Here is an 18259-nt window from a genome sequence, read left to right as displayed (position 1 = left end):
GGCAGCGCACACACGAACGCGATGAACGGAACGAGCACCGCCAAAACGGCAGAACGCGATGGGCGTTGGGCAAAGGATCAAGGGGCTGGGCCATGGCAACCACCGGATCGGACAGTGCTTTCACGGACCATCGGCACCGACAGGCCGGGCCGCCCGTGGGCGTGTCCGCCACCCTCGCGGAACTGTTCGAAGCCCAGGCGGCCCGGCACGCGCACCGCACGGCCCTGACCCTGGGCGACGAACACCTTGACTACGCCCTGCTCAACGCGCGTGCCAACCGTCTGGCCCACATGCTCCTCGCACGGGGCGCGGGCCCCGAGAAGCTCGTCGCCCTGGCCCTGCCCCGGTCCGTCGACACCGTGGTCGCGATCCTCGCCGTCCTCAAGTCGGGCGCCGGATACCTGCCACTGGACCTGGACCAACCTCCGGAACGGATCAACCGGACCCTCGCGGACGCCCGCCCCGCGCTGCTGCTCAGCCAGGACCCGATGGACGTACCGGCCGACGTGCCCCGTCTCGTCCTGTCGGTCCGGGGCACCGCCGAGGAACTCGCCGCACGGCCGGACACCAACCCCACCGACGCCGACCGCACGATCCGCCTCCTGCCCGGGACGACGGCATACGTGATCTACACGTCCGGCTCCACAGGCCGCCCCAAGGGGGTGGTGGTCTCGCACGACAACGTCATCCGTCTGTTCACGGAAACGGCAGGCGAGTTCCGCTTCGACGAGCACGACGTGTGGAGCCTCTTCCACTCGTACGCCTTCGACTTCTCCGTCTGGGAGATCTGGGGAGCGCTGCTGCACGGCGGCCGCCTGGTGGTCGTTCCGTACGAGACGAGCCGGGCGCCCGAGCGCTTCCGCGCGCTGCTGGCCGCGGAGCGGGTGACCGTCCTCAGCCAGACGCCGTCGGCGTTCCACCCGCTGATGGACGCCGACCGGGACACCGCCCTCAGCGGTGAACTTGCCCTGCGCCTGGTGGTGTTCGGAGGGGAAGGGCTCGACTTCGGCAAGCTCGCACCCTGGTACGAGCGGCACGCCGACGACGCCCCGGTGCTCGTCAACATGTACGGCATCACCGAGACCACCGTGCACACCACGCTCACGCGGCTCACCGCGCGAGATGCCGTGCCGCACACCGCGAGCCGCGTCGGCGTCGGCATCCGCGACCTGTCCCTGTACGTCCTCGACGAGGCTCTGCGTCCGGCTCCGCCCGGAGTGGCGGGAGAGCTGTACGTCGCCGGGGCCGGGGTCACCCGCGGCTACCTCGACAGGCGGGGACCGACCGCCCAGCGCTTCGTGGCGGACCCCTTCGGGCCGCCCGGCGGCCGGATGTACCGCAGCGGCGACGTGGTCCGCCGGAACGAGCGGGGCGAGCTGGAGTTCCTCGGCCGCGCCGACCAGCAGATCAAGATCCGCGGCTTCCGGATCGAACCGGGCGAGATCGAGGAGGCGCTCACCGCCCACCCCGGGGTGCGCCGGACCGCGGTCGTCGCCCGTGAGGACACCCCCGGGGACAGACGCCTGGTCGCCTACGTCGTCCCGGAGGCGCCCCCGCGGACGGGCGGCGGCGCGGACGTCACTGCCGCCCGGCAGGTGCACGACTGGGAGAAGGTGTTCGACGCCCAGTACACGACGGGTACCGGGCGCCTCGGCTTCGGCGAGAACTTCACCGGTTGGTACGACAGCTACGCCGAACGGACGCTCATAGCGCCGGACCACATGCGCGAGTGGCGCGACACCACCGTCCGTCGCATCCGGGAGCTCCGGCCCCGCCGCGTCCTGGAGATCGGCTGCGGCACCGGCCTCCTGCTGTCCCGGCTCGCCGCCGACTGCGAGGAGTACCACGGCACGGACATCTCCGCGGTCGCCGTCGAGACCCTCGCCGACGAGATCGCCGCGCGGCCCGCCCTGGCCGCCCGGATCCGCCTGCGCCACCAGGCCGCGCACGACACCACCGGCCTGCCGCCCGGCCACTTCGACGTGGTGGTCGTCAACTCGGTCGCCCAGTACTTCCCCAGCGGCGGCTACCTCCTCGACGTTCTCGACCGGGCCCTCGGCCTCACCGCACCGGGCGGTGCCGTCTTCGTCGGCGACGTACGCGACCTTCGGGCCCTGCGCTCCTTCACCACCGCCACCCACCTGCGCCGTGCCGCACCCGAGGCCGACCGGGACGCGGTGCGCCACACCGTCGAGCGCGCCCTGGTGCTCGAAGAGGAGCTGCTGCTCGCCCCCGACTTCTTCCACGCCTTCGCGGCCCGGGGGAACGCGGTCGGCGCCGTCGGCATCCAGGTGCGCCGCGGCGCCCTGCACAACGAGATGACCCGGTACCGCTACGACGCCGTGCTGTGCAAGGCACCCGTGGAGACGGCACCGCGGGCCGGGACGCGGCTGCGCTTCGACGAGCTGCCCGGCGCGGACGAGCTGGAGACGTATCTGCGGCGGCACCGTCCCGACCGGCTGCGGGTGCTGTCCGTCCCCAACAGCCGCGTCGCCCAAGAGGCGTCCGCGACAAGGGAGTTCGACAACGGCGCCGACATCGCGGACGTGCGCCGCACCCTCGCGCAAGACCCCCACGGCATCGATCCCGAAGACCTCTACCGGCTCGGCGAGCGCCTCGGCTACCGCGTCGCCGTCACGCCGACGGCGAGAGCCGTGGACGCGGTGGACGCGGTCTTCGTGCGCGGCGCGGGCTCCGGCGGCAGAGTCCTGGCGGCGCACGAGCCGGACGGCACGCCCGGTGACCCCCTGGCGTACGCCAACAGCCCGGTGGCGGCCCGACGCGGCACGCAGCTCACCGCGGCCCTGCGCGAGCATCTGCGCGAACGGCTGCCCGACTACATGATGCCCTCGGCCGTGGTGCTTCTGGAACGGCTGCCACTGACCGTCAACGGCAAGCTGGATCGCACGGCTCTGCCCGCGCCGGTCGTCGAGGCGCGGTCGACGCGGGCCCCGCGCACCGAGCGCGAGGAGGCGCTGTGCGAACTGTTCGCCGAGATCCTCGGTGTCGAGGGCATCGGCATCGACGACGACTTCTTCGCGCTCGGCGGCCACTCGCTGCTCGCCACCCGGCTCGCCTCCCGGATCCGCGCCCGGCTCGGCGCGGAGCTCGCCGTGCGCACCCTCTTCGAGCACCCCACCGCCGCCGCTCTGGCGCGCCGGCTCGACACCCCGGCACCGGACGCCGCCGTCGTCCGGCCCGCGCTGCGCGCCGCGCGGCGCCCCGACCCGCTGCCGCTGTCCTTCGCCCAGCGTCGGCTGTGGTTCCTGCACCACCTCGAAGGGACGAGCCGGGCGTACAACGTGCCGTGGACGCTGCGGTTCACCGGCCACCTGGATGCCGCCGCGCTGCGCGACGCCATCGGTGACCTCGTCGCACGCCACGAATCCCTGCGCACCCTCTTCCCCGAGCGGGACGGCGAACCGTACCAGCGGATCCTCGCGCCCCCCGACGCCAGGCCGCGGCCCGAGGAGACGCGCACGACCGAGGCGGCGCTGCCGGGCGCGCTCGCCGAGGCGAGCGGTCACCGCTTCGACCTGGCCGCCGGCATCCCGTTACGGGTACACCTGTTCACGGTGTCCGACACCGACCACGTGCTGCTGCTCCTCGTGCACCACATCGCTTGCGACGGCTGGTCGTTCGCGCCGTTGGCGGAGGACCTGATGTCCGCGTACGAGGCCCGCAGGACAGGTGCGCCCGGCGACGGGAACGACGGTGGCCGTGACACCGCCGTTCAGTACGCCGACTACGGCCTGTGGCAGCGGAAGCTCCTCGGCGCCCCGGACGATCCGGCCAGCCCTCTCGCCCACCAGCTCTCCTACTGGCGGCGGCAACTGGCGGGCCTGCCCGACCAGTTGGACCTGCCCTTCGCCAGGCCGCGCCCCGCCGAACCGACCCATGGCGGCGAGACCCTCTCCGTAGCCTGGGAAGCCGACCTGCACCGGCGCCTGACCGCGCTCGCCCAGGAGACGGGGACGAGCCTGTTCATGGTGCTTCAGGCCGGTCTCGCGGCACTCCTGACCCGGCTCGGTGCGGGAGACGACATCCCCATCGGCTCACCCGTCGCGGGCCGCACCGACCAGGGCCTCGACCGCTCCGTCGGCTTCTTCGTCAACACCTTGGTCATACGCAACGACACCTCCGGCAACCCCGCTTTCCGCGACCTGCTGCACCGGGTGCGTGACGTCGCTCTGAGCGCGTACGACCACCAGGACGTGCCCTTCGAGTACCTGGTCGACGATCTCAACCCGCCCCGCGCCATCGGCCGCCACCCTCTCTTCCAGCTCTCGCTGGCCCTGCAGAACGCGCCCGCGCCCCGCCTGGACACCCCTGGCCTCGACATCACCACCGACCTGCTCCATCCGGGCTCGGCCCGTTTCGACGCGCTCCTGAACATCGAGGAGCGCTTTTCCGGCGACGGCGAACCGGCGGGCCTGACCGGTTTCTTCGAGTACAGCACCGACCTGTTCGACCCGGAGGACGTAGCCACCCTCGCCACCCGGCTCGCCCGGCTCCTGAGCGCGGCGGCGGACGCCCCGCACACGCCGATCGGACGGCTCGACGTCCTCAGCGCCAAGGAACTGCACCTGCTGTTCGAGGAGTGGAACGACACCGAGCGGCCCATCCCGCCCGTCACCGTGCCGGACCTGTTCGAGCAGCAGGCCGCGCGTACGCCGGACGCCACGGCCGTCGTCTGCGGCGACGTCCGTCTCTCCTACGCGGAGGTCAACGCCCGCGCGAACCGCCTCGCCCACCGGCTCATCGCCGCGGGCACGGGACCGGAGGACATCGTGGCCCTGGCCCTGCCCCGGTCGGCCGACCTGGTCGTGGCACTCCTCGCCGTCCTCAAGTCGGGCGCCGCCTACCTGCCGATCGATCCGCGCCACCCCGCCGACCGGATCGCGTTCATGTTCCGGGACGCGGCGCCCGCCTGCGTCGTGACGACCTCCGCCGCCCCCTGCGAGCTTCCCGCCTCCGTGCCGCGCGTCCACCCGGGCGGGAGCGCCGACGCCATCGGCGGCGCGCCGGGCGCCCCCCGCGACACCGACCGGACGCTGCCGCTGACACCGGCGAACGCCGCGTACGTCCTGTACACCTCGGGGTCGACCGGTCGTCCCAAGGGCGTCCTCGTGCCCCACGCCAACGTGGTGGACCTCGTGCTGTGGGGGCGCGAGACCCTGGGGGACGAGCGGTACGCGTACACGTTGGCCGCCACGCCGCTGACCTTCGACGTGTCCGTCTTCGAGATCTTCGGCCCGCTGCTCACAGGCGGCGCCGCCGAGGTCGTGACCGACATACTCGCGCTCGCCGAGCGCCCGGGCGGACAGTGGACCGGAAGTCTCGTCTGCGGTGTGCCGTCGGCCCTCTCGCACCTGGTGAACCGGCACGACGTGGACCTGCGGGCGGACGTGGTCGCGCTCGCCGGCGAGGCACTGCCCGCGCACACCCTGGCGGAGATCCGCGCCGCCGTGCCCGGAGCCCGCGTCGCCAACATCTACGGCCCCACCGAGGCGACCGTGTACACCACCGCGTGGTTCCCGGACGGCACCGGCACAGCGGCCCCGCCCATCGGCCGCCCCGTCCGCAACACCCGTGCCTACGTCCTCGACGCACACCTGCAAGCCGTACCGCCCGGAGTGCCGGGCGAGCTGTACGTCGCGGGCGCGGGCCTGGCACGCGGCTACCTGGGCAGGCCGGGGCTGACCGCCGGGCGGTTCGTGCCCGACCCGTTCGGCGGGCCGGGGGAACGGATGTACCGCACCGGCGACCTGGCCCGTTGGCGCGCCGACGGCAACCTGGAGTACCTCGGGCGCACCGACGACCAGGTCAAGCTCCGCGGCTTCCGCATCGAACCGGGCGAGGTGGAATCCGTCCTCGCGGCGCACCCCGGCCTGACGCAGACCGCCGCCGCCGTGCGCGAGGACCGGCAGGGTGACCCGCGCCTCGTGGCGTACTACGTACCTGCCGACAGCACCGAACACTTCGGGGACGGCGCCGAGTTGCGCGACCACCTGGCCCGCCGCCTGCCCGAGTACATGATCCCGTCCGCCTTCGTGCGGCTGGAGCGGATGCCGCTGAACCCCAGCGGCAAGCTCGACCGGCGAGCCCTGCCCGCCCCCGACGACACGGCGGCGCGGTCGTCCGGGCGGATGCCGCGCACCGCGACCGAGACGGCCCTGTGCGACCTGTTCGCCGAGACCCTCGGGCTGCCGGGCATCGGCGTCGACGACAGCTTCTTCGACCTCGGCGGACACTCCCTGCTCGCCGTCAAGCTCGTGTCCCGCATCCGCGCCGCCCTGGACGCGGACGTCGGCATCCGGGCGGTGTTCGAGGCCCCCACTGTTGCCGCGCTGGCCCTGCGGCTGTCCCGGAAGGGAAGGGAGCGAGGCCATGCCGAATTCTCCTGAAAGCCCTCTTGAACCCGCGACGACTGAACCCGCGACGACCCGCGAGAGTGCGCCCGACGTGTCTCTGTACCGCACCATGAGACTGATCCGCCGTTTCGAGGAGCGCTGCATCGAGCTCGTGAAGGCGGGGGAGATCATCGGCGGCATCCACCCCTATATCGGACAGGAAGCCGTGGCCGCCGGCGTGTGCGCGGCTCTGCGCCCCGACGACGTCATCACGAGCACCCACCGCGGCCACGGCCATGTCCTGGCCAAAGGCGCCGACCCGGCCGGAATGATGGCGGAGCTCGCGGGGCGGGCCACCGGGCTCAACAAGGGCCGGGGCGGCTCCATGCACGCGGCCGACGTCAGCCTCGGCGTACTTGGTGCCAACGGCATCGTCGGCGCGGGGGCGCCGATCGCGACCGGCGCGGCGTGGGCCGCGGTGCGCGCGGGCAGCGACCGGGTCGCCGTCAGCTTCTTCGGTGACGGCGCGGTCAACCAGGGCGTGGTCCTGGAGTCCTTCAACCTGGCGTCGCTGTGGAGCCTTCCCGTCGTCTTCGTCTGTGAGAACAACGGGTACTCCTCGACGGTCACGGTCGAGGACCTGGTCGCGGGCTCGATCACAGGCCGCGCGGAGGCCTTCGGCATGCCTGCGGTCTCGGTCGACGGCATGGACGCCGAGGCCGTGTTCGCCGCCACCCGCGAGTGCGCCGAGCGGGCCCGGGCGGGCGGAGGACCGGCGTTCGTCGAGTGCCGCACGTACCGCTTCGAAGCCCACCACACCTGGGAGCACCGCTCCTTCGTGCGCTACCGCACGAAGGAGCAGGTGGACGAGGGCCGCCGCCGCGACCCCGTACGGATTCAGGGCGAGCGGATACCGGACGCGGACCGCGTACGCGTCGACGAGGAGGTGGAGGCCGTACTGGAGTCCGCCGTGCGGTTCGCCCTCGACAGCCCCAAGCCCGATCCCGCCGACGCTCTCCACCATCTCTACGCGACGGGGCTGCGCCCCCGGGACGGGGTGACCACCAGTGCCTAAGCTCGGCTATCTCACCGCGCTCACGCGAGCCCTCGACGACGAACTCGAACGGGACCCCGGGGTCTGCGTGTTCGGCGAGGACATCCGTGTCGGCGTCGCCAATGTCACCAAGGGGCTCGTACAGCGCTTCGGCCCGGAGCGGATCGTGGACATGCCGCTGTCGGAGCAGGCGTTCACCAGCTTCGCGACCGGCGCCGCGCTGTCCGGGCACCGCCCGGTGATCGAGTTCCAGATTCCCTCGCTGATGTTCCTGGTCTTCGAGCAGATCGCCAACCAGGCGCACAAGTTCTCCCTCATGACCGGCGGCCAGGTCAAGGTGCCCGTCACCTATCTGGTCCCCGGCTCCGGCTCGCGCACCGGCTGGGCGGGCCAGCACTCGGACCAGCCGTACAGCCTGTTCGCGCACGTCGGCCTCAAGACCGTCGTGCCGTCGAGCCCGTCTGACGCCTACGGTCTGCTGATCTCCGCGATCCGTGACGACGACCCGGTGGTGGTGCTCACGCCCGCGGCGTCGTCGATGAGCTTCGAGAGCGTCGACCTCGCCGACCTCGCTCCGCTGCCGCTCGGGGTCGGTCATGTGGCGCGCGAAGGGTCGGACGTCACGGTCGTGGCGGTGGGCCACTTCGTCGCGCAGGCCCTCGACGTGGCCGCGGAACTGGCGGACGACATCTCCGTGGAGGTCTTCGACCCGCGCACCGTCTACCCCTTCGACTGGCAAGGCCTCGCCGCATCGGTGAACCGCACCGGCCGCCTCGTCGTCATCGACGACTCCAACCGGTTCTGCGGCCTGGGCGCCGAGGTCGTCGCCGTGGCGTCCGAGGAGATGCGACTGGTGGCGCCGCCTCGCCGGATCACCCGCCCCGACGGCGCGGTGCTGCCGTTCGCCCTCGACCTCGACCGGGCGGTGCAACCGCACCGCGACCAGCTGGCGACGGCGATCCAGCAGGTCTGCAAGGCGAACCGCTAATGCTGTGGCCGGACAGGTTTGCCAGGTGCTGCACCTCCACCAGGGACGGCACGCTCGGCACGCTCCGCACGGATGCCGCGGCGACGGAGCTCACGGTCCCCGTCCACCGGCTGGAGCCACACATCGGCACCGGAGTCGGCAGTCCGCCCGTCCCCCTGATGAGGAGCGCCGCGTGAGCCTCGCAGAGCAGACGACGGGACCCCCACGGCCGGGAGCCAGGGTGAGCATTCAGGAGTTCGAGCCCCGCCCGAAAGCCGAACTCAAGCTGTACTGCCTCCCGCACGCCGGGGGAAGCTGCACGTCGTACCATCCCTGGCTGCGTCGGCTGCCTGCCCGCGTCGCCCTGCGCGGCGTCCAACTGCCCGGGCGGCCCCACCTCATGGACGTACCGTCGTTCACCTCCCTGACCGACCTGGCCCGGGCGACGGCGACGGCGGTCCTCAAGGACGCCGGCGGTGTTCCGTTCGCGCTGTTCGGACACAGCATGGGAGGGCTGGCCGCCTACGAGACCACCGTCGAACTCGTACAGCGGGGCGACCACGTCCCCCGGCTCCTCGCGCTCTCGGCGGTGGCGGCACCGCACCGGCGCCGGCCGACCCCTCCCCTGCACCTGCTCCCCGAGGCCGAACTGATCGCGCGGGTACGGAAACTGGGCGGGATCCCCGACGAGATCCTGGACGTCCCTGAACTCCTGGAGCTGACGATTCCGCTGCTCCGGGCCGACTTCGCCATGATGCACCGCCACACCCACAAAAGCCGGGGACATCTGCCCACACCCCTATCGGTGTTCGGCGGGACCGAGGATCCGGGCGCCGACGCCGCGCAGCTGGCGGACTGGGCGAAACTCACCCGCGGGGCGTGTTCGGTGCGCACCTTTCCGGGCGGCCACTTCTATCTGAACGAGCGCACTGACGCTGTGCTCGCCGCCCTTCTGGAAGACCTTTTCTGACATGGCCGGACTCTGCGGGACATCCCCGCGGGCGCGGGGCTGACGTGCCGTACCCGGGAACCCCGGACGGCGAGGTCGGAACATCCCCGCGGGTGCGGGGACCACTATTGGGGCGGTGGATCAGTGTCAGCCCTTCGTGGTCCTTGGGGTGCCATGCGTGATCGTGGGTCTCGAGGGTGTGGCCCCGTTCGTTGTTGGTCTGGTGGATGAGCAGGGCCCGTCCTTGGCCCAGAAAGACCCCCGGGGAGACTTACAGCAGCCAGCGGGTGGGGAGACCTCGCAGCCCGACGGGGCAGTGGGTGAGGACGATGACGGTCACCAGATGATCTCGTCACCGTGGTTGCGGCCACTTTCGATGTGGAGGTCGCCGTCGGACTGGAGGTGACGCGGTCCTGGGGAACATCGCCTGTGTCGCGCGTGCCGTCGTAGCCGAGCAGTCCGTTGATGTCCTGGACGCAGCGGTCGAGCAGCCCGGTCTGCGCCTCCGGCGATCTCCGCACCGTGGACAGGCCCGCACGACGGTGCTGTCCAGGAACGGATGCACTGGCCGGGCCCCGAGGGATCGGAGGGGGCCGAGGGGCTTGGCCATACCTGCGGTGACCGAGACGGCGTGGCAACGGCATCAGGAAGCGGGGACGGGCTCCAGCCGGTAGGCGTCCCCGTGGGCGACCACGCGGCCGGCGGTGGGCGGTGCGAAGTGGGTGCCGAGGAGGAGGGTGTCCGTGCCGGCGAGGGAGCCGAGCAGCTTGCGGCGGGTGGCCTCGGACTGCCGCGGGTCGAAGTCGACGCAGGCGCCGATGACGGGGTGGGCGAGCTGGACGGGGTGGTGGACGCAGTCGCCGGAGATCAGCGCCGTCTCACCCTTGCTGGTCAGTTCCACGGCGACGTGGCCGGGGGTGTGGCCGGGTGTCGGGATCAAGCGCAGGCCGGGGGCGATTTCGGCCCCCTTGTGCGGGACGTCGACCGTGCTCAGCAGACCCGCCTGTTCGACCGGGATCACGGAGTCGCTGAACATCTGTTCGCGTGCCTCCTCCATGTCGTACGTGGCCCAGAACTCCCGCTCGGCGCGGGAGGTGAGGTAGCGGGCGTGGGGGAAGGTGGGGACCCATTCGCCGTTCACCTGCTGTGTGTTCCAGCCGACGTGATCGGCGTGCAGGTGGGTGAGGATCACCAGGTCGACGGAGTCCGGGGGGAATCCGGCGGCGGTGAGGCGGTCCAGGAAGTCGGTCCGCAGGTTGTGCCAGGCCGGGTTGGCCCGCTCCTTGCCGTTGCCGATGCCGGTGTCGACGAGGACGCGCAGCCCGTTCACGACGAACGCGAAGCTGTGGCTGTCGATGTGCAGAATCCCGTCCTGGCCGGCGAAGTGGGGGTGCAGCCAGTCCTGGGCGGTTACCACCTCAGGGGTGGCGTCGGGCAGCAGCCAGGGTCCGGTCGCGGGCGGCAGGGCGACTTCGTCGATGCGGTGGACGGTGACGCCGCCCACGGTCCAGGAGGGGATGCGGGTGGCGGCGGGGGAGGTGTGCATGGTGTGTCGTTCCCTTTGTCCTCTTCAGCGGAAGCGGTCGGTTGTTCTCTTCAGTGGGAGCGGTCGGCTTCGGGGCGGGCCGCCCCGCGTCGGGACGCGGTGAGTGCCGCCAGGGCCGCCAGGGTGAGAAGAGCGGCGGTGATGGCGTAGGCGTGTGCCCGGCGCCGTGCAGACCGCTCAGGGTCAGGGCCGCGGCGGGCAGGACGGACAGGCAGCCGCCGATCGCCGTGGCGCCGGGCGGCCTGCGCCGCAGCGTCCATACGGTGAGCGCGGCGGTGGCGCCCGCGGCCAGCAGGGTGTGGCGGACCGGGGGCGGGACGCCGGCCCGCGGGCGCAGCGACCGCAGCGCTCCCGCGCGGCGGTGGGCCGTCTCCGTGGTGAAGGTGGCCGCGATCGCCTGGGCGAGGAACAACGCCGCCAGCAGTACGTAGACGGTGACGGTGGGGGCGGGGGCGAAACGGACGAGCAGGGTGGAGACGAGCACGCCGGTGGCCATGCCGGCGACCGGGGTGACGCTGTTGGCCAGGGCGGATCGGCCCGGACGCCGGGGGTTTTCCAGGTCGAGGAGCGCCGCGCCCGCGGCGCTGGTGGCCGCGCCGGTGGCCGCTCCTTGCAGGACCCGGGCGATGGTCAGGGAGCCCGCGCCGTCCGCTGAGGCCAGGAGGACCATGGAGGCGGCCGCCATGAGCAGGGCGCCTGCCAGGACGGGGCGTCGCCCCAGGTGGTCGGAGAGCGCTCCGGCGGTGAGCAGAGCCAGCAACAGGGCCAGAGCGTACGCGCTGAAGACCACGGTGACGGCGAGCGCGGAGAGGCCCCACTGGTCCTGGTAGAGAGGGTAGAGCGGGGTCGGAGCGCTGGACGCGGCCAGGAGGGCCGCGACTATCGACACATCGAGGGCGAAGGAAGCCGTGCGGCGCTTCGTATGTGCGCGGGCGGCCCGATGGGCGAAATGCGCGGGTGCGTCCGCCACCGCGGGGGCGTCGGACATGACGCCGGGCATAGAGCTCCTTCCGTAAATGCAATTCAGTTGCTTTAAGGAACCGTAGAGCCTACGATCGGGTTAACGCAAACTGTTGGCTTTTAATGCGGGCCGCTTTGTTGCCACGCCCCCTGATCAGGAGAAACCCGTGCCCTCCGTTGAGCTCACGCCGCCCGAGGCCGCCCGCTGGGCCGCCCGTGCCGGACTTCCACTGCCCGATGACCGCCACGCCGCGGTCGCCGCCACCGCCAACCACATCCACTCCGTCGTCGCGGTACTGCGTGAGCTGGACTTCGGGGACATCCCGCCCGCCGGCGCCTACCGTGCCGGAAAGGAGAAGCACGATGCAGCCGTATGAATTGCCCCTCGCCGACGCCGTGCAGCAGATCCGGGCCCGCCGGCTGTCCCCCGTCGAGCTGGTGGACTCGGTCCTCGACCGCATCGACCAGGTGGACCCGCACGTCGAGGCGTACGTCGCGGTCACCGCGGAGCAGGCCCGCGGCGTGGCGCGGGAGGCCGAGCGGGAAGCGGCCCGCGGCGTGTTCCGGGGGCCGCTGCACGGCGTCCCGGCCGGGCTCAAGGACCTGATCGACGTCGCCGGTTCGCCCACCAGCGCCAGTTCCCGGGTCCGAGCCGGCCACCGCGCGGCCGCCGACAGCACGGTCGCCGCCCGGCTGCGGGCCGCAGGCTCCGTCCTGGTCGGCAAGACCCACACTCACGAATTCGCCTACGGCCTGACCACCCCGCAGACCGGCAACGCCTGGGACCGCGGCCGGGTCGCGGGAGGCTCCAGCGGCGGGTCCGCCGTCGCGGTGGCGGCCGGGGCGGCGACCTTCGCCCTCGGCACCGACACCGGTGGGTCGATCCGGGTTCCTGCCGCGCTGAACGGGGTCGTCGGCTTCAAGCCGACCTACGGGCTGGTGCCGCGCCACGGCGTCACGTCGCTGTCCTGGTCGCTGGACCACGTCGGCCCGGTCACCCGCACCGTCGAGGACGCGGCCCTGGTCCTGACCGTCCTCGCCGGGCACGACCCGCGTGACCCCGCCTCGCTGGACACCCCCACCGTCGACCACCGGCCGGAACGGGAGCCGGACCTGGCGGGCGTGCGCGTCGGGGTGCCGCGCAATTACTACTTCGACCATGTCGACGCGGAGGTGGAGGCCGCCGTCCGCCGGGGCATCGCGCAGCTGGAGACGCTCGGCGCCCATCTCGTCGAGATCGACATCCCGATGACCCGGTACATCCAGGCCACCCAGTGGGGGCTGATGGTGCCGGAGGCCACCGCCTACCACGAGGGCACGCTGCGTACGGTCCCCGAGCTGTACCACGCGGACATCCGCATCCTCCTGGAGGCCGGTGAGCTGATGGGCGCGGGCGACTATCTGCGTGCCCAACGCTCCCGGACGCTCATGCAGGAGGAATGGGCCCGCATTCTGGAGAAGGTCGACGTGATCGCCGCCCCGGCGGTCCCGATGACCGCGGTGAAGGCCGGTCAGGAGAGCGTCACTTGGTCCGACGGCTCAACCGAGGCCGTCTCCGACGCCTACGTGCGTCTGTCCTCCCCGGCCAACATCACCGGAGTGCCCGCTCTGTCCGTCCCGGTGGGCCACGACACGGCGGGCATGCCGATCGGCATGCAGCTGCTCGGGCGGCCCTTCGGCGAGCGGCAGCTGCTGCGGGTGGGCCACGCCTACGAGCGGACGCAGTCCGCCCGATCGCTCGCGCCGGCCGCCTGACAGCGGCGTGCGGGCCGGACGGTTCCGGCCCGGCCCATATGCCGTTCGGCTCCGGTCGGGATCAGGACCGGATGCCCGCAGGGAGGAGACCGGCGAGGGAGCCCTGGCGCGGCCGTCAAGCCGGCATGCTCCTCCTAAACGCAATAACCGTGCTTTAAGGTGGAGTCATGAGTCGTAAGCCGATGGTGCGCCCCGGCGGGCGCAGTGCACGGGTCCAGGCTTCGGTGCACACCGCTGTCCGCGAAATCCTGTCGGAGCGGGGCCGCGACGCGGTGACCGTCCCGCTGGTCGCCCAGCGCGCCGGAGTCACCCCCTCGACGATCTACCGCCGCTGGGGCGACCTTCAGGAGCTGCTGTCGGACGTCGCGGTGGAGCGCCTGCGGCCCGAAACCGCGCCGGAGAGCCACGGCGACCTGCTGTCCGACCTGACGGCCTGGGCCGAACAGTTCCTCGACGAGATGTCGTCCCCCTCAGGCCGCGCCTACATCCGTGACGCTCTGCTCGGCGACCCGGACGGCAGCAACGCCGGTCAGTGCTCGGCCTACGCGGCCGAACAAGTCGACGTCATGCTTGCCCGCGCGATCGGCCGCGAGGAGAACACCCCCGACGTCGAGACGGCGATGGACCGCGTGGTCGCCCCCATGATGTACCGCATCCTCTTCCGCCCGGCCGGACTCGACGCCGCGTACGCCCGTCGGCTCGTGACCGAGCTCCTCGACGCGGGCGAAGAACACCCCCTCCCATGATCCAGATTCCTCGCGGCCCGCGCAGGAGGATCGCCAAGGCCAGCGCTGCTAACACGCATCCAGGGCTCATCCCCGAAGTCCCCCCTCGGGCGCGGGGCCGACGGCACGCGGGCGTCACGGGTTGGGGTCGGCGAGGGAGCATCCCCGCCCTTCGGCGATGCTGACCGTGGAGATCGCGGCTGCGTACCCCTCGGCTTCGGCGACCTTGAGCATCAAGGTCATTCCGCGGTCCTGGTCGGCCAGGGGCGGGGATGGTCCCTGAAGTGTGGGTGGTGTGGGCTGAGGAGCCCGGATCGGCATGTCGTGCCCCTTCAAGGCGCGGACAAGGCCGGACAGTGGTCAGGCTGAGCAGGTAGACGCCCGAGATGGGGCTGCCACTCGTTGGTGGGGGATTTCCGTGTGAACTCGCGGATTCTGCGAATGATCGCAGTGATCTGCGGATTCGTGGCAGATCTCGAAACCCGTGGGCTGATTCTGGTGCCGTCGGCACCTGTCGCTCCGGCTGAGTCGGTGCCGCTGGAGGCTGGTCCGGCGGACGTGGTCACGCTCCAGCGGCGGTGTCAGGCTCGGGCGAGCGCGCAGGACGAGGAGAGCTTCTTCGTCGACACGATCTCGGAGTACCAGTGGGCGCGGGACGCTGCGGGGTTCGCTCCCTCGACGTTGGACAACCTGGTGAAGCCGGTGGTCGAGGTCTGTGACTTCTTCGGGCTGCTGCCCTGGCAGCTGACGCCGAGGGAGGTGGATCGGTACTTCGCAGGGCCGGGGAAACGGGCCCCGTCGACCGTGCGGTAGAAGATCAACAAGATCGACGGCACTTCGCGTTCTTGGAAGAGCGCTACGCCGGCGAGATCATGCGGCGGTTCGGCGCGACGTTGGAGTCGCCGATCGACCCGTTCAACCGCCCTCGGCACCGCGGCGACTTCGGTCTGCGGATCCCGCCGTCGCAGACGACGATGAAGGAATTCTTCGCCCGGTGGCGTGCAGGCCCTAGGCGGGGGCTGGGCGGACGAGGCGGCCGTGAGAGATGAGGGACGCGGCCTGTTTGAGGCGTCGAGTGCGGATGCTGGTCTCGTAGGCGTCGATGCCGGGAACGGCGGCGAGGCGGGTGGTCAGATAGCGGAACAGGTCGTCGGCATCGTGGCAGACGACGATGGCCATGATGTTGTGGTGGCCGCTGATGGCTCCGGTGAAGGCGACTTCGTCGTGGCGGGCGATCTCCTCTCCGACGTGCTGGAGGCGGGTGGGGGTGGTGCGTAGCCAGAGGGTGGCGGTGAGGTGGTAGCCGAGGCGTTCGGGGAGCAGGTCGATGTCGTAGGAGAGGGTGCCGGATTTTTCCAGGGCCTCCAGGCGGCGGGCGATGCGTCCTTTGGACCAGCCGGTGAGCTCGGCGAGTTGGGTGTGGGTGGAGCGGCCGTCCTCGGCGAGGCTCTCGAGGAGTGGGGTGTCGGCGGCGCTGGGGGCCAGCAGCGGGCCGACCGGGACAGGGCGCGGGCCGGCGGTCAGCAGGTTTCTGTGCTCGGGGGTGAGCTGTCCTCCGTAGCCGGTCCAGCCGACTGTGTCGGTGCTGCCGAAAGGATGGATGAGCAGGTCGAGGCTGACATCGAGCACGGCGGCGGACTTGGGTAGCTGGTGGAGCAGCATGTCCTCGCGCGGGGCGTCGAGCGGTGAACGGATGATGCAGATGATCTCCGAGCCGCCGGAGGCGATGCTGGCGTAGGCGATGTCGGGGCGGCGGGCGAGGGCGCCGGCGAGCGGGCCGACACGGTCGGGCCGACATCGGATGCGGGCGACCCACTGGGCGGCTCCGTGCACGGCCGGGTTGACCAGGCCGACGACACGCATCACGCCGCTGCGCCGCAGGGCGTGATAGCGGCGGGCGGCGGTCTGCTCCGACACTCCGCTCACTTCGCCGATGAGCCGGAACGGAGCCCGCGGCGCGTACTGCACGGCACGGAGGATTTGCATGTCGACATCGTCCATCACGGCGGAAGCTTAAGACGAGACCCATGCCGTGTGTGGATTTCTACCCGGAATCATTCTTCGCTTCGTTGATCCTCCCAGGCCTCGCTCATTCTGGACGCGATGTCGTCCGGCCCGCGTGGGCGTCGGACCGGTTCGGGCCCACGGCCGGAAGGCGGCGCTCGGACGGGGCATCCCCGCTGGGTATCGATCGCGGCGCGCTGCGTCGCAAGGGAGTGTTCTGTGAACGTCGCACCTTCGGCGAGCGGGCCGACCGGCCGACGGGCGGCAACGCTCGCCATGGCCTGTCTGGGCGTGTTCGTCGCCTACTTGCCGGTGACCACTGTCTCGGTGAGCCTGCCCGCCATCCAGGAGGCGCTGGGCGCCTCGACATCCCAACTGGCCTGGGTGCAGAGCGCGTTCGTCCTGCCCATGGCGGCGTTCATCCTGACCGCCGGCGTGTTCGGCGACGTCCACGGGCGCAAGAAGGTGTTCCAAGCGGGCCTGCTGCTCTCGGCCGCAGGTGCCGCCGTCGCGCTGAGCGCCCAGTCGATCCAGGTGCTGTGGGCCGGTCAGGCGCTCGCCGGGCTGGGCGCCGCCGCCCTTCTGCCCACGACGCTGGCCCTGATCAGTCACGCTGTGCCCGACCACCGGGAGCGCGGCAAGTTCATCGGCCTGTGGGCCACCTCCCTCCTGACGGCACTGGCCGTGGGCCCGCTCACCGCCGGAGTCATCCTGGAGCACGCCGCCTGGCGGTGGATCTACCTGCTCGTTATCCCCGTCTCCCTCCTCGCGGCGGCCTTCGCGGTCCGGCTGCTGACCGACTCGCGTGCCCCCCACGGGCGGCGGCTGGACTGGCCCGGCCAGCTCACCGCCGCACCGGCGATCACCGCTCTGGTGTACGGGGTGATCGAGGGCGGCGCCGGGTCCTTCACCGATGTCAAGGTCCTGGTGGCGCTGCTCATCGCGGTAGTCTGCTCGGCGGCCTTCATCGTGGCCGAGCGGCGCAGCGACAGCCCGATGCTGGATCTGAGGCTGTTCCGCAGTCCGGCGTTCACGGCCACCACTCTGGTCGCGCTGATCACGTTCATGGCGCTGATCGGCTTCTTCTTCCTGCTGAGCCTCTACTTCGGCATGGTCCAGCAGCTCGACACCCTCCAGGCCGGCTGGCGCCTGCTGATGGTCACCGCGACCGCGATCGTCGTCGGCGGCCCCGTGGGGCGCCTCATGCACCGGATCTCCCCGGGCAACTTGATCACGGTCGGGCTGCTCGTCGTCACCGGTTCGCTGGTCTCGCTGACCACCCTGGACGCGGACACCTCGTTCCTCTCCGTCATATGGCGGCTGATGCTGCTGGGGGCGGGTATGGGAGGCGTCCTGACGCCGATGACGGCGACCGCCGTCGCGTCCGTGCCCTACCAGCTGGCCGGTATGGCGGCGGCGGGCAACAACGCCTTCCGGCAGGTCGGCGCGGCGCTCGGCCCTGCCGTCATGGGCGCGCTTCTCACCTCCCGGGCCCTTCACACCTTCCCCGGCCACCTCGCCGACGCCGGGTTCGAGGGAGAAGCCCGGCAGAACATCGTGGAGCGTGCCCAGGCCGGTGGTCTGGGCGCGGTGGCCGGGATGGATCTGGGCGCGGGAACAGGACAGGCGCTGGGAGCCGTGGGAGACGCCTTCCTCGACGGCCTGCGCCTATGCCTGATCGTTGCCGCAACGCTCACTCTGCTGGCTGTCGTCGTCGCCGCGATCCTGCTGCGCCGCCCCCGCAATACGGCCGTCCCGGCCATCCCCGCCAAGGCTGCCGCGACCACTCCGCCGCCTGTCCCCGGCACCCCGGCCACCGGCGCGGACACCGCCGGCCCGGGGAGCGGCCATGCCCTTGCGCGGCACCGCGCCTGACCCAGGAGGAGAACGGGACCGCTCGCCCCTGCGGGTGAGCCGGGAGTGCTGCCGCTCGGGAGGCGACAGCA

At 71.7% G+C, this 18259-nt stretch carries 11 protein-coding genes and 2 pseudogenes; 9 read left to right on the top strand and 4 right to left on the bottom strand.

The features are described from left to right. Positions 1–92: 92 nt before the first annotated feature. The 4 genes from ACIQD6_RS14465 (at position 93) to ACIQD6_RS14450 (ending at position 9344) form a co-directional block, all read left to right on the top strand. Positions 93–6407 carry an amino acid adenylation domain-containing protein gene (locus tag ACIQD6_RS14465; protein ID WP_401881903.1) on the top strand — a complete coding sequence of 2105 codons (6315 nt, stop codon included), beginning with the start codon at positions 93–95 and terminating at the stop codon, positions 6405–6407. A 76-nt stretch (positions 6408–6483) separates the two neighbouring features. After that, complete coding sequence (locus tag ACIQD6_RS14460; protein WP_401881901.1) at positions 6484–7428, top strand: thiamine pyrophosphate-dependent dehydrogenase E1 component subunit alpha; 945 nt, start codon at positions 6484–6486, stop codon at positions 7426–7428. Further along, entirely contained in the window at positions 7421–8395 is a 975-nt protein-coding gene (locus ACIQD6_RS14455) for an alpha-ketoacid dehydrogenase subunit beta (RefSeq protein WP_401881900.1), read from the top strand. Before ACIQD6_RS14460 ends, ACIQD6_RS14455 begins: the two co-directional genes overlap by 8 nt. A 172-nt stretch (positions 8396–8567) precedes the next feature. Further along, positions 8568–9344 carry a thioesterase II family protein gene (locus ACIQD6_RS14450; RefSeq protein WP_401881897.1) on the top strand — a complete coding sequence of 259 codons (777 nt, stop codon included), beginning with the start codon at positions 8568–8570 and terminating at the stop codon, positions 9342–9344. A 25-nt stretch (positions 9345–9369) separates the two neighbouring features. Here the strand turns inward: ACIQD6_RS14450 and ACIQD6_RS14445 are convergent. From ACIQD6_RS14445 to ACIQD6_RS14435, 3 genes and pseudogenes are all read right to left on the bottom strand, one after another. Further along, positions 9370–9663, bottom strand: a pseudogene (locus tag ACIQD6_RS14445) (type I-E CRISPR-associated endoribonuclease Cas2); the annotation flags it as partial. Positions 9664–9966: 303 nt separating this feature from the next. Further along, positions 9967–10827, bottom strand: coding sequence for an MBL fold metallo-hydrolase (locus tag ACIQD6_RS14440; protein WP_401882873.1), 861 nt, complete (start codon positions 10825–10827; stop codon positions 9967–9969). Then, positions 10742–11857 carry an MFS transporter gene (locus tag ACIQD6_RS14435; protein WP_401881895.1) on the bottom strand — a complete coding sequence of 372 codons (1116 nt, stop codon included), beginning with the start codon at positions 11855–11857 and terminating at the stop codon, positions 10742–10744. Before ACIQD6_RS14435 ends, ACIQD6_RS14440 begins: the two co-directional genes overlap by 86 nt. A gap of 139 nt (positions 11858–11996) precedes the next feature. Between ACIQD6_RS14435 and ACIQD6_RS14430 the strand changes: the two genes are divergently transcribed. The 4 genes and pseudogenes from ACIQD6_RS14430 to ACIQD6_RS14415 all read left to right on the top strand — a co-directional run. Then, positions 11997–12206 carry a hypothetical protein gene (locus ACIQD6_RS14430; RefSeq protein ID WP_401881892.1) on the top strand — a complete coding sequence of 70 codons (210 nt, stop codon included), beginning with the start codon at positions 11997–11999 and terminating at the stop codon, positions 12204–12206. Continuing rightward, a complete protein-coding gene (locus tag ACIQD6_RS14425; RefSeq protein ID WP_401881890.1) occupies positions 12193–13584 on the top strand; it encodes an amidase in 1392 nt (463 codons plus the stop codon). The genes ACIQD6_RS14430 and ACIQD6_RS14425 overlap by 14 nt, the downstream gene beginning before the upstream one ends. 167 nt (positions 13585–13751) lie before the next feature. Next, positions 13752–14330, top strand: coding sequence for a TetR/AcrR family transcriptional regulator (locus ACIQD6_RS14420; protein WP_401881887.1), 579 nt, complete (start codon positions 13752–13754; stop codon positions 14328–14330). A 420-nt stretch (positions 14331–14750) separates the two neighbouring features. Continuing rightward, positions 14751–15310, top strand: a pseudogene (locus ACIQD6_RS14415) (site-specific integrase); the annotation flags it as partial. Positions 15311–15317: 7 nt separating this feature from the next. Here the strand turns inward: ACIQD6_RS14415 and ACIQD6_RS14410 are convergent. After that, positions 15318–16310: an Lrp/AsnC family transcriptional regulator gene (locus ACIQD6_RS14410; protein ID WP_401882870.1), complete on the bottom strand. Its 993-nt coding sequence runs from the start codon at positions 16308–16310 to the stop codon at positions 15318–15320. A 222-nt stretch (positions 16311–16532) separates the two neighbouring features. Between ACIQD6_RS14410 and ACIQD6_RS14405 the strand changes: the two genes are divergently transcribed. After that, the gene (locus tag ACIQD6_RS14405) at positions 16533–18188 is read left to right on the top strand and encodes an MFS transporter (protein WP_401881885.1); all 1656 of its coding nucleotides are present in this window, start codon (positions 16533–16535) and stop codon (positions 18186–18188) included. Positions 18189–18259 lie beyond the last annotated feature (71 nt).

It is taken from the genome of Streptomyces sp. NPDC088400, from assembly GCF_044753355.1.
GTDB lineage: Bacteria > Actinomycetota > Actinomycetes > Streptomycetales > Streptomycetaceae > Streptomyces.
The sequence above is the reverse complement of the archived record's forward strand: the minus strand, read 5'-3'. Positions and strand labels throughout refer to the sequence as shown.

Bases quoted from the DNA above. Each gene is read 5' to 3' on its own strand.
- ACIQD6_RS14465 (WP_401881903.1), top strand. From the start codon at position 93: ATGGCAACCACCGGATCGGACAGTGCTTTCACGGACCATCGGCACCGA.
- ACIQD6_RS14460 (WP_401881901.1), top strand. From the start codon at position 6,484: ATGAGACTGATCCGCCGTTTCGAGGAGCGCTGCATCGAGCTCGTGAAG.
- ACIQD6_RS14435 (WP_401881895.1), bottom strand. From the start codon at position 11,857: ATGTCCGACGCCCCCGCGGTGGCGGACGCACCCGCGCATTTCGCCCAT.
- ACIQD6_RS14425 (WP_401881890.1), top strand. From the start codon at position 12,193: ATGCAGCCGTATGAATTGCCCCTCGCCGACGCCGTGCAGCAGATCCGG.
- ACIQD6_RS14420 (WP_401881887.1), top strand. From the start codon at position 13,752: ATGAGTCGTAAGCCGATGGTGCGCCCCGGCGGGCGCAGTGCACGGGTC.
- ACIQD6_RS14410 (WP_401882870.1), bottom strand. From the start codon at position 16,310: ATGGACGATGTCGACATGCAAATCCTCCGTGCCGTGCAGTACGCGCCG.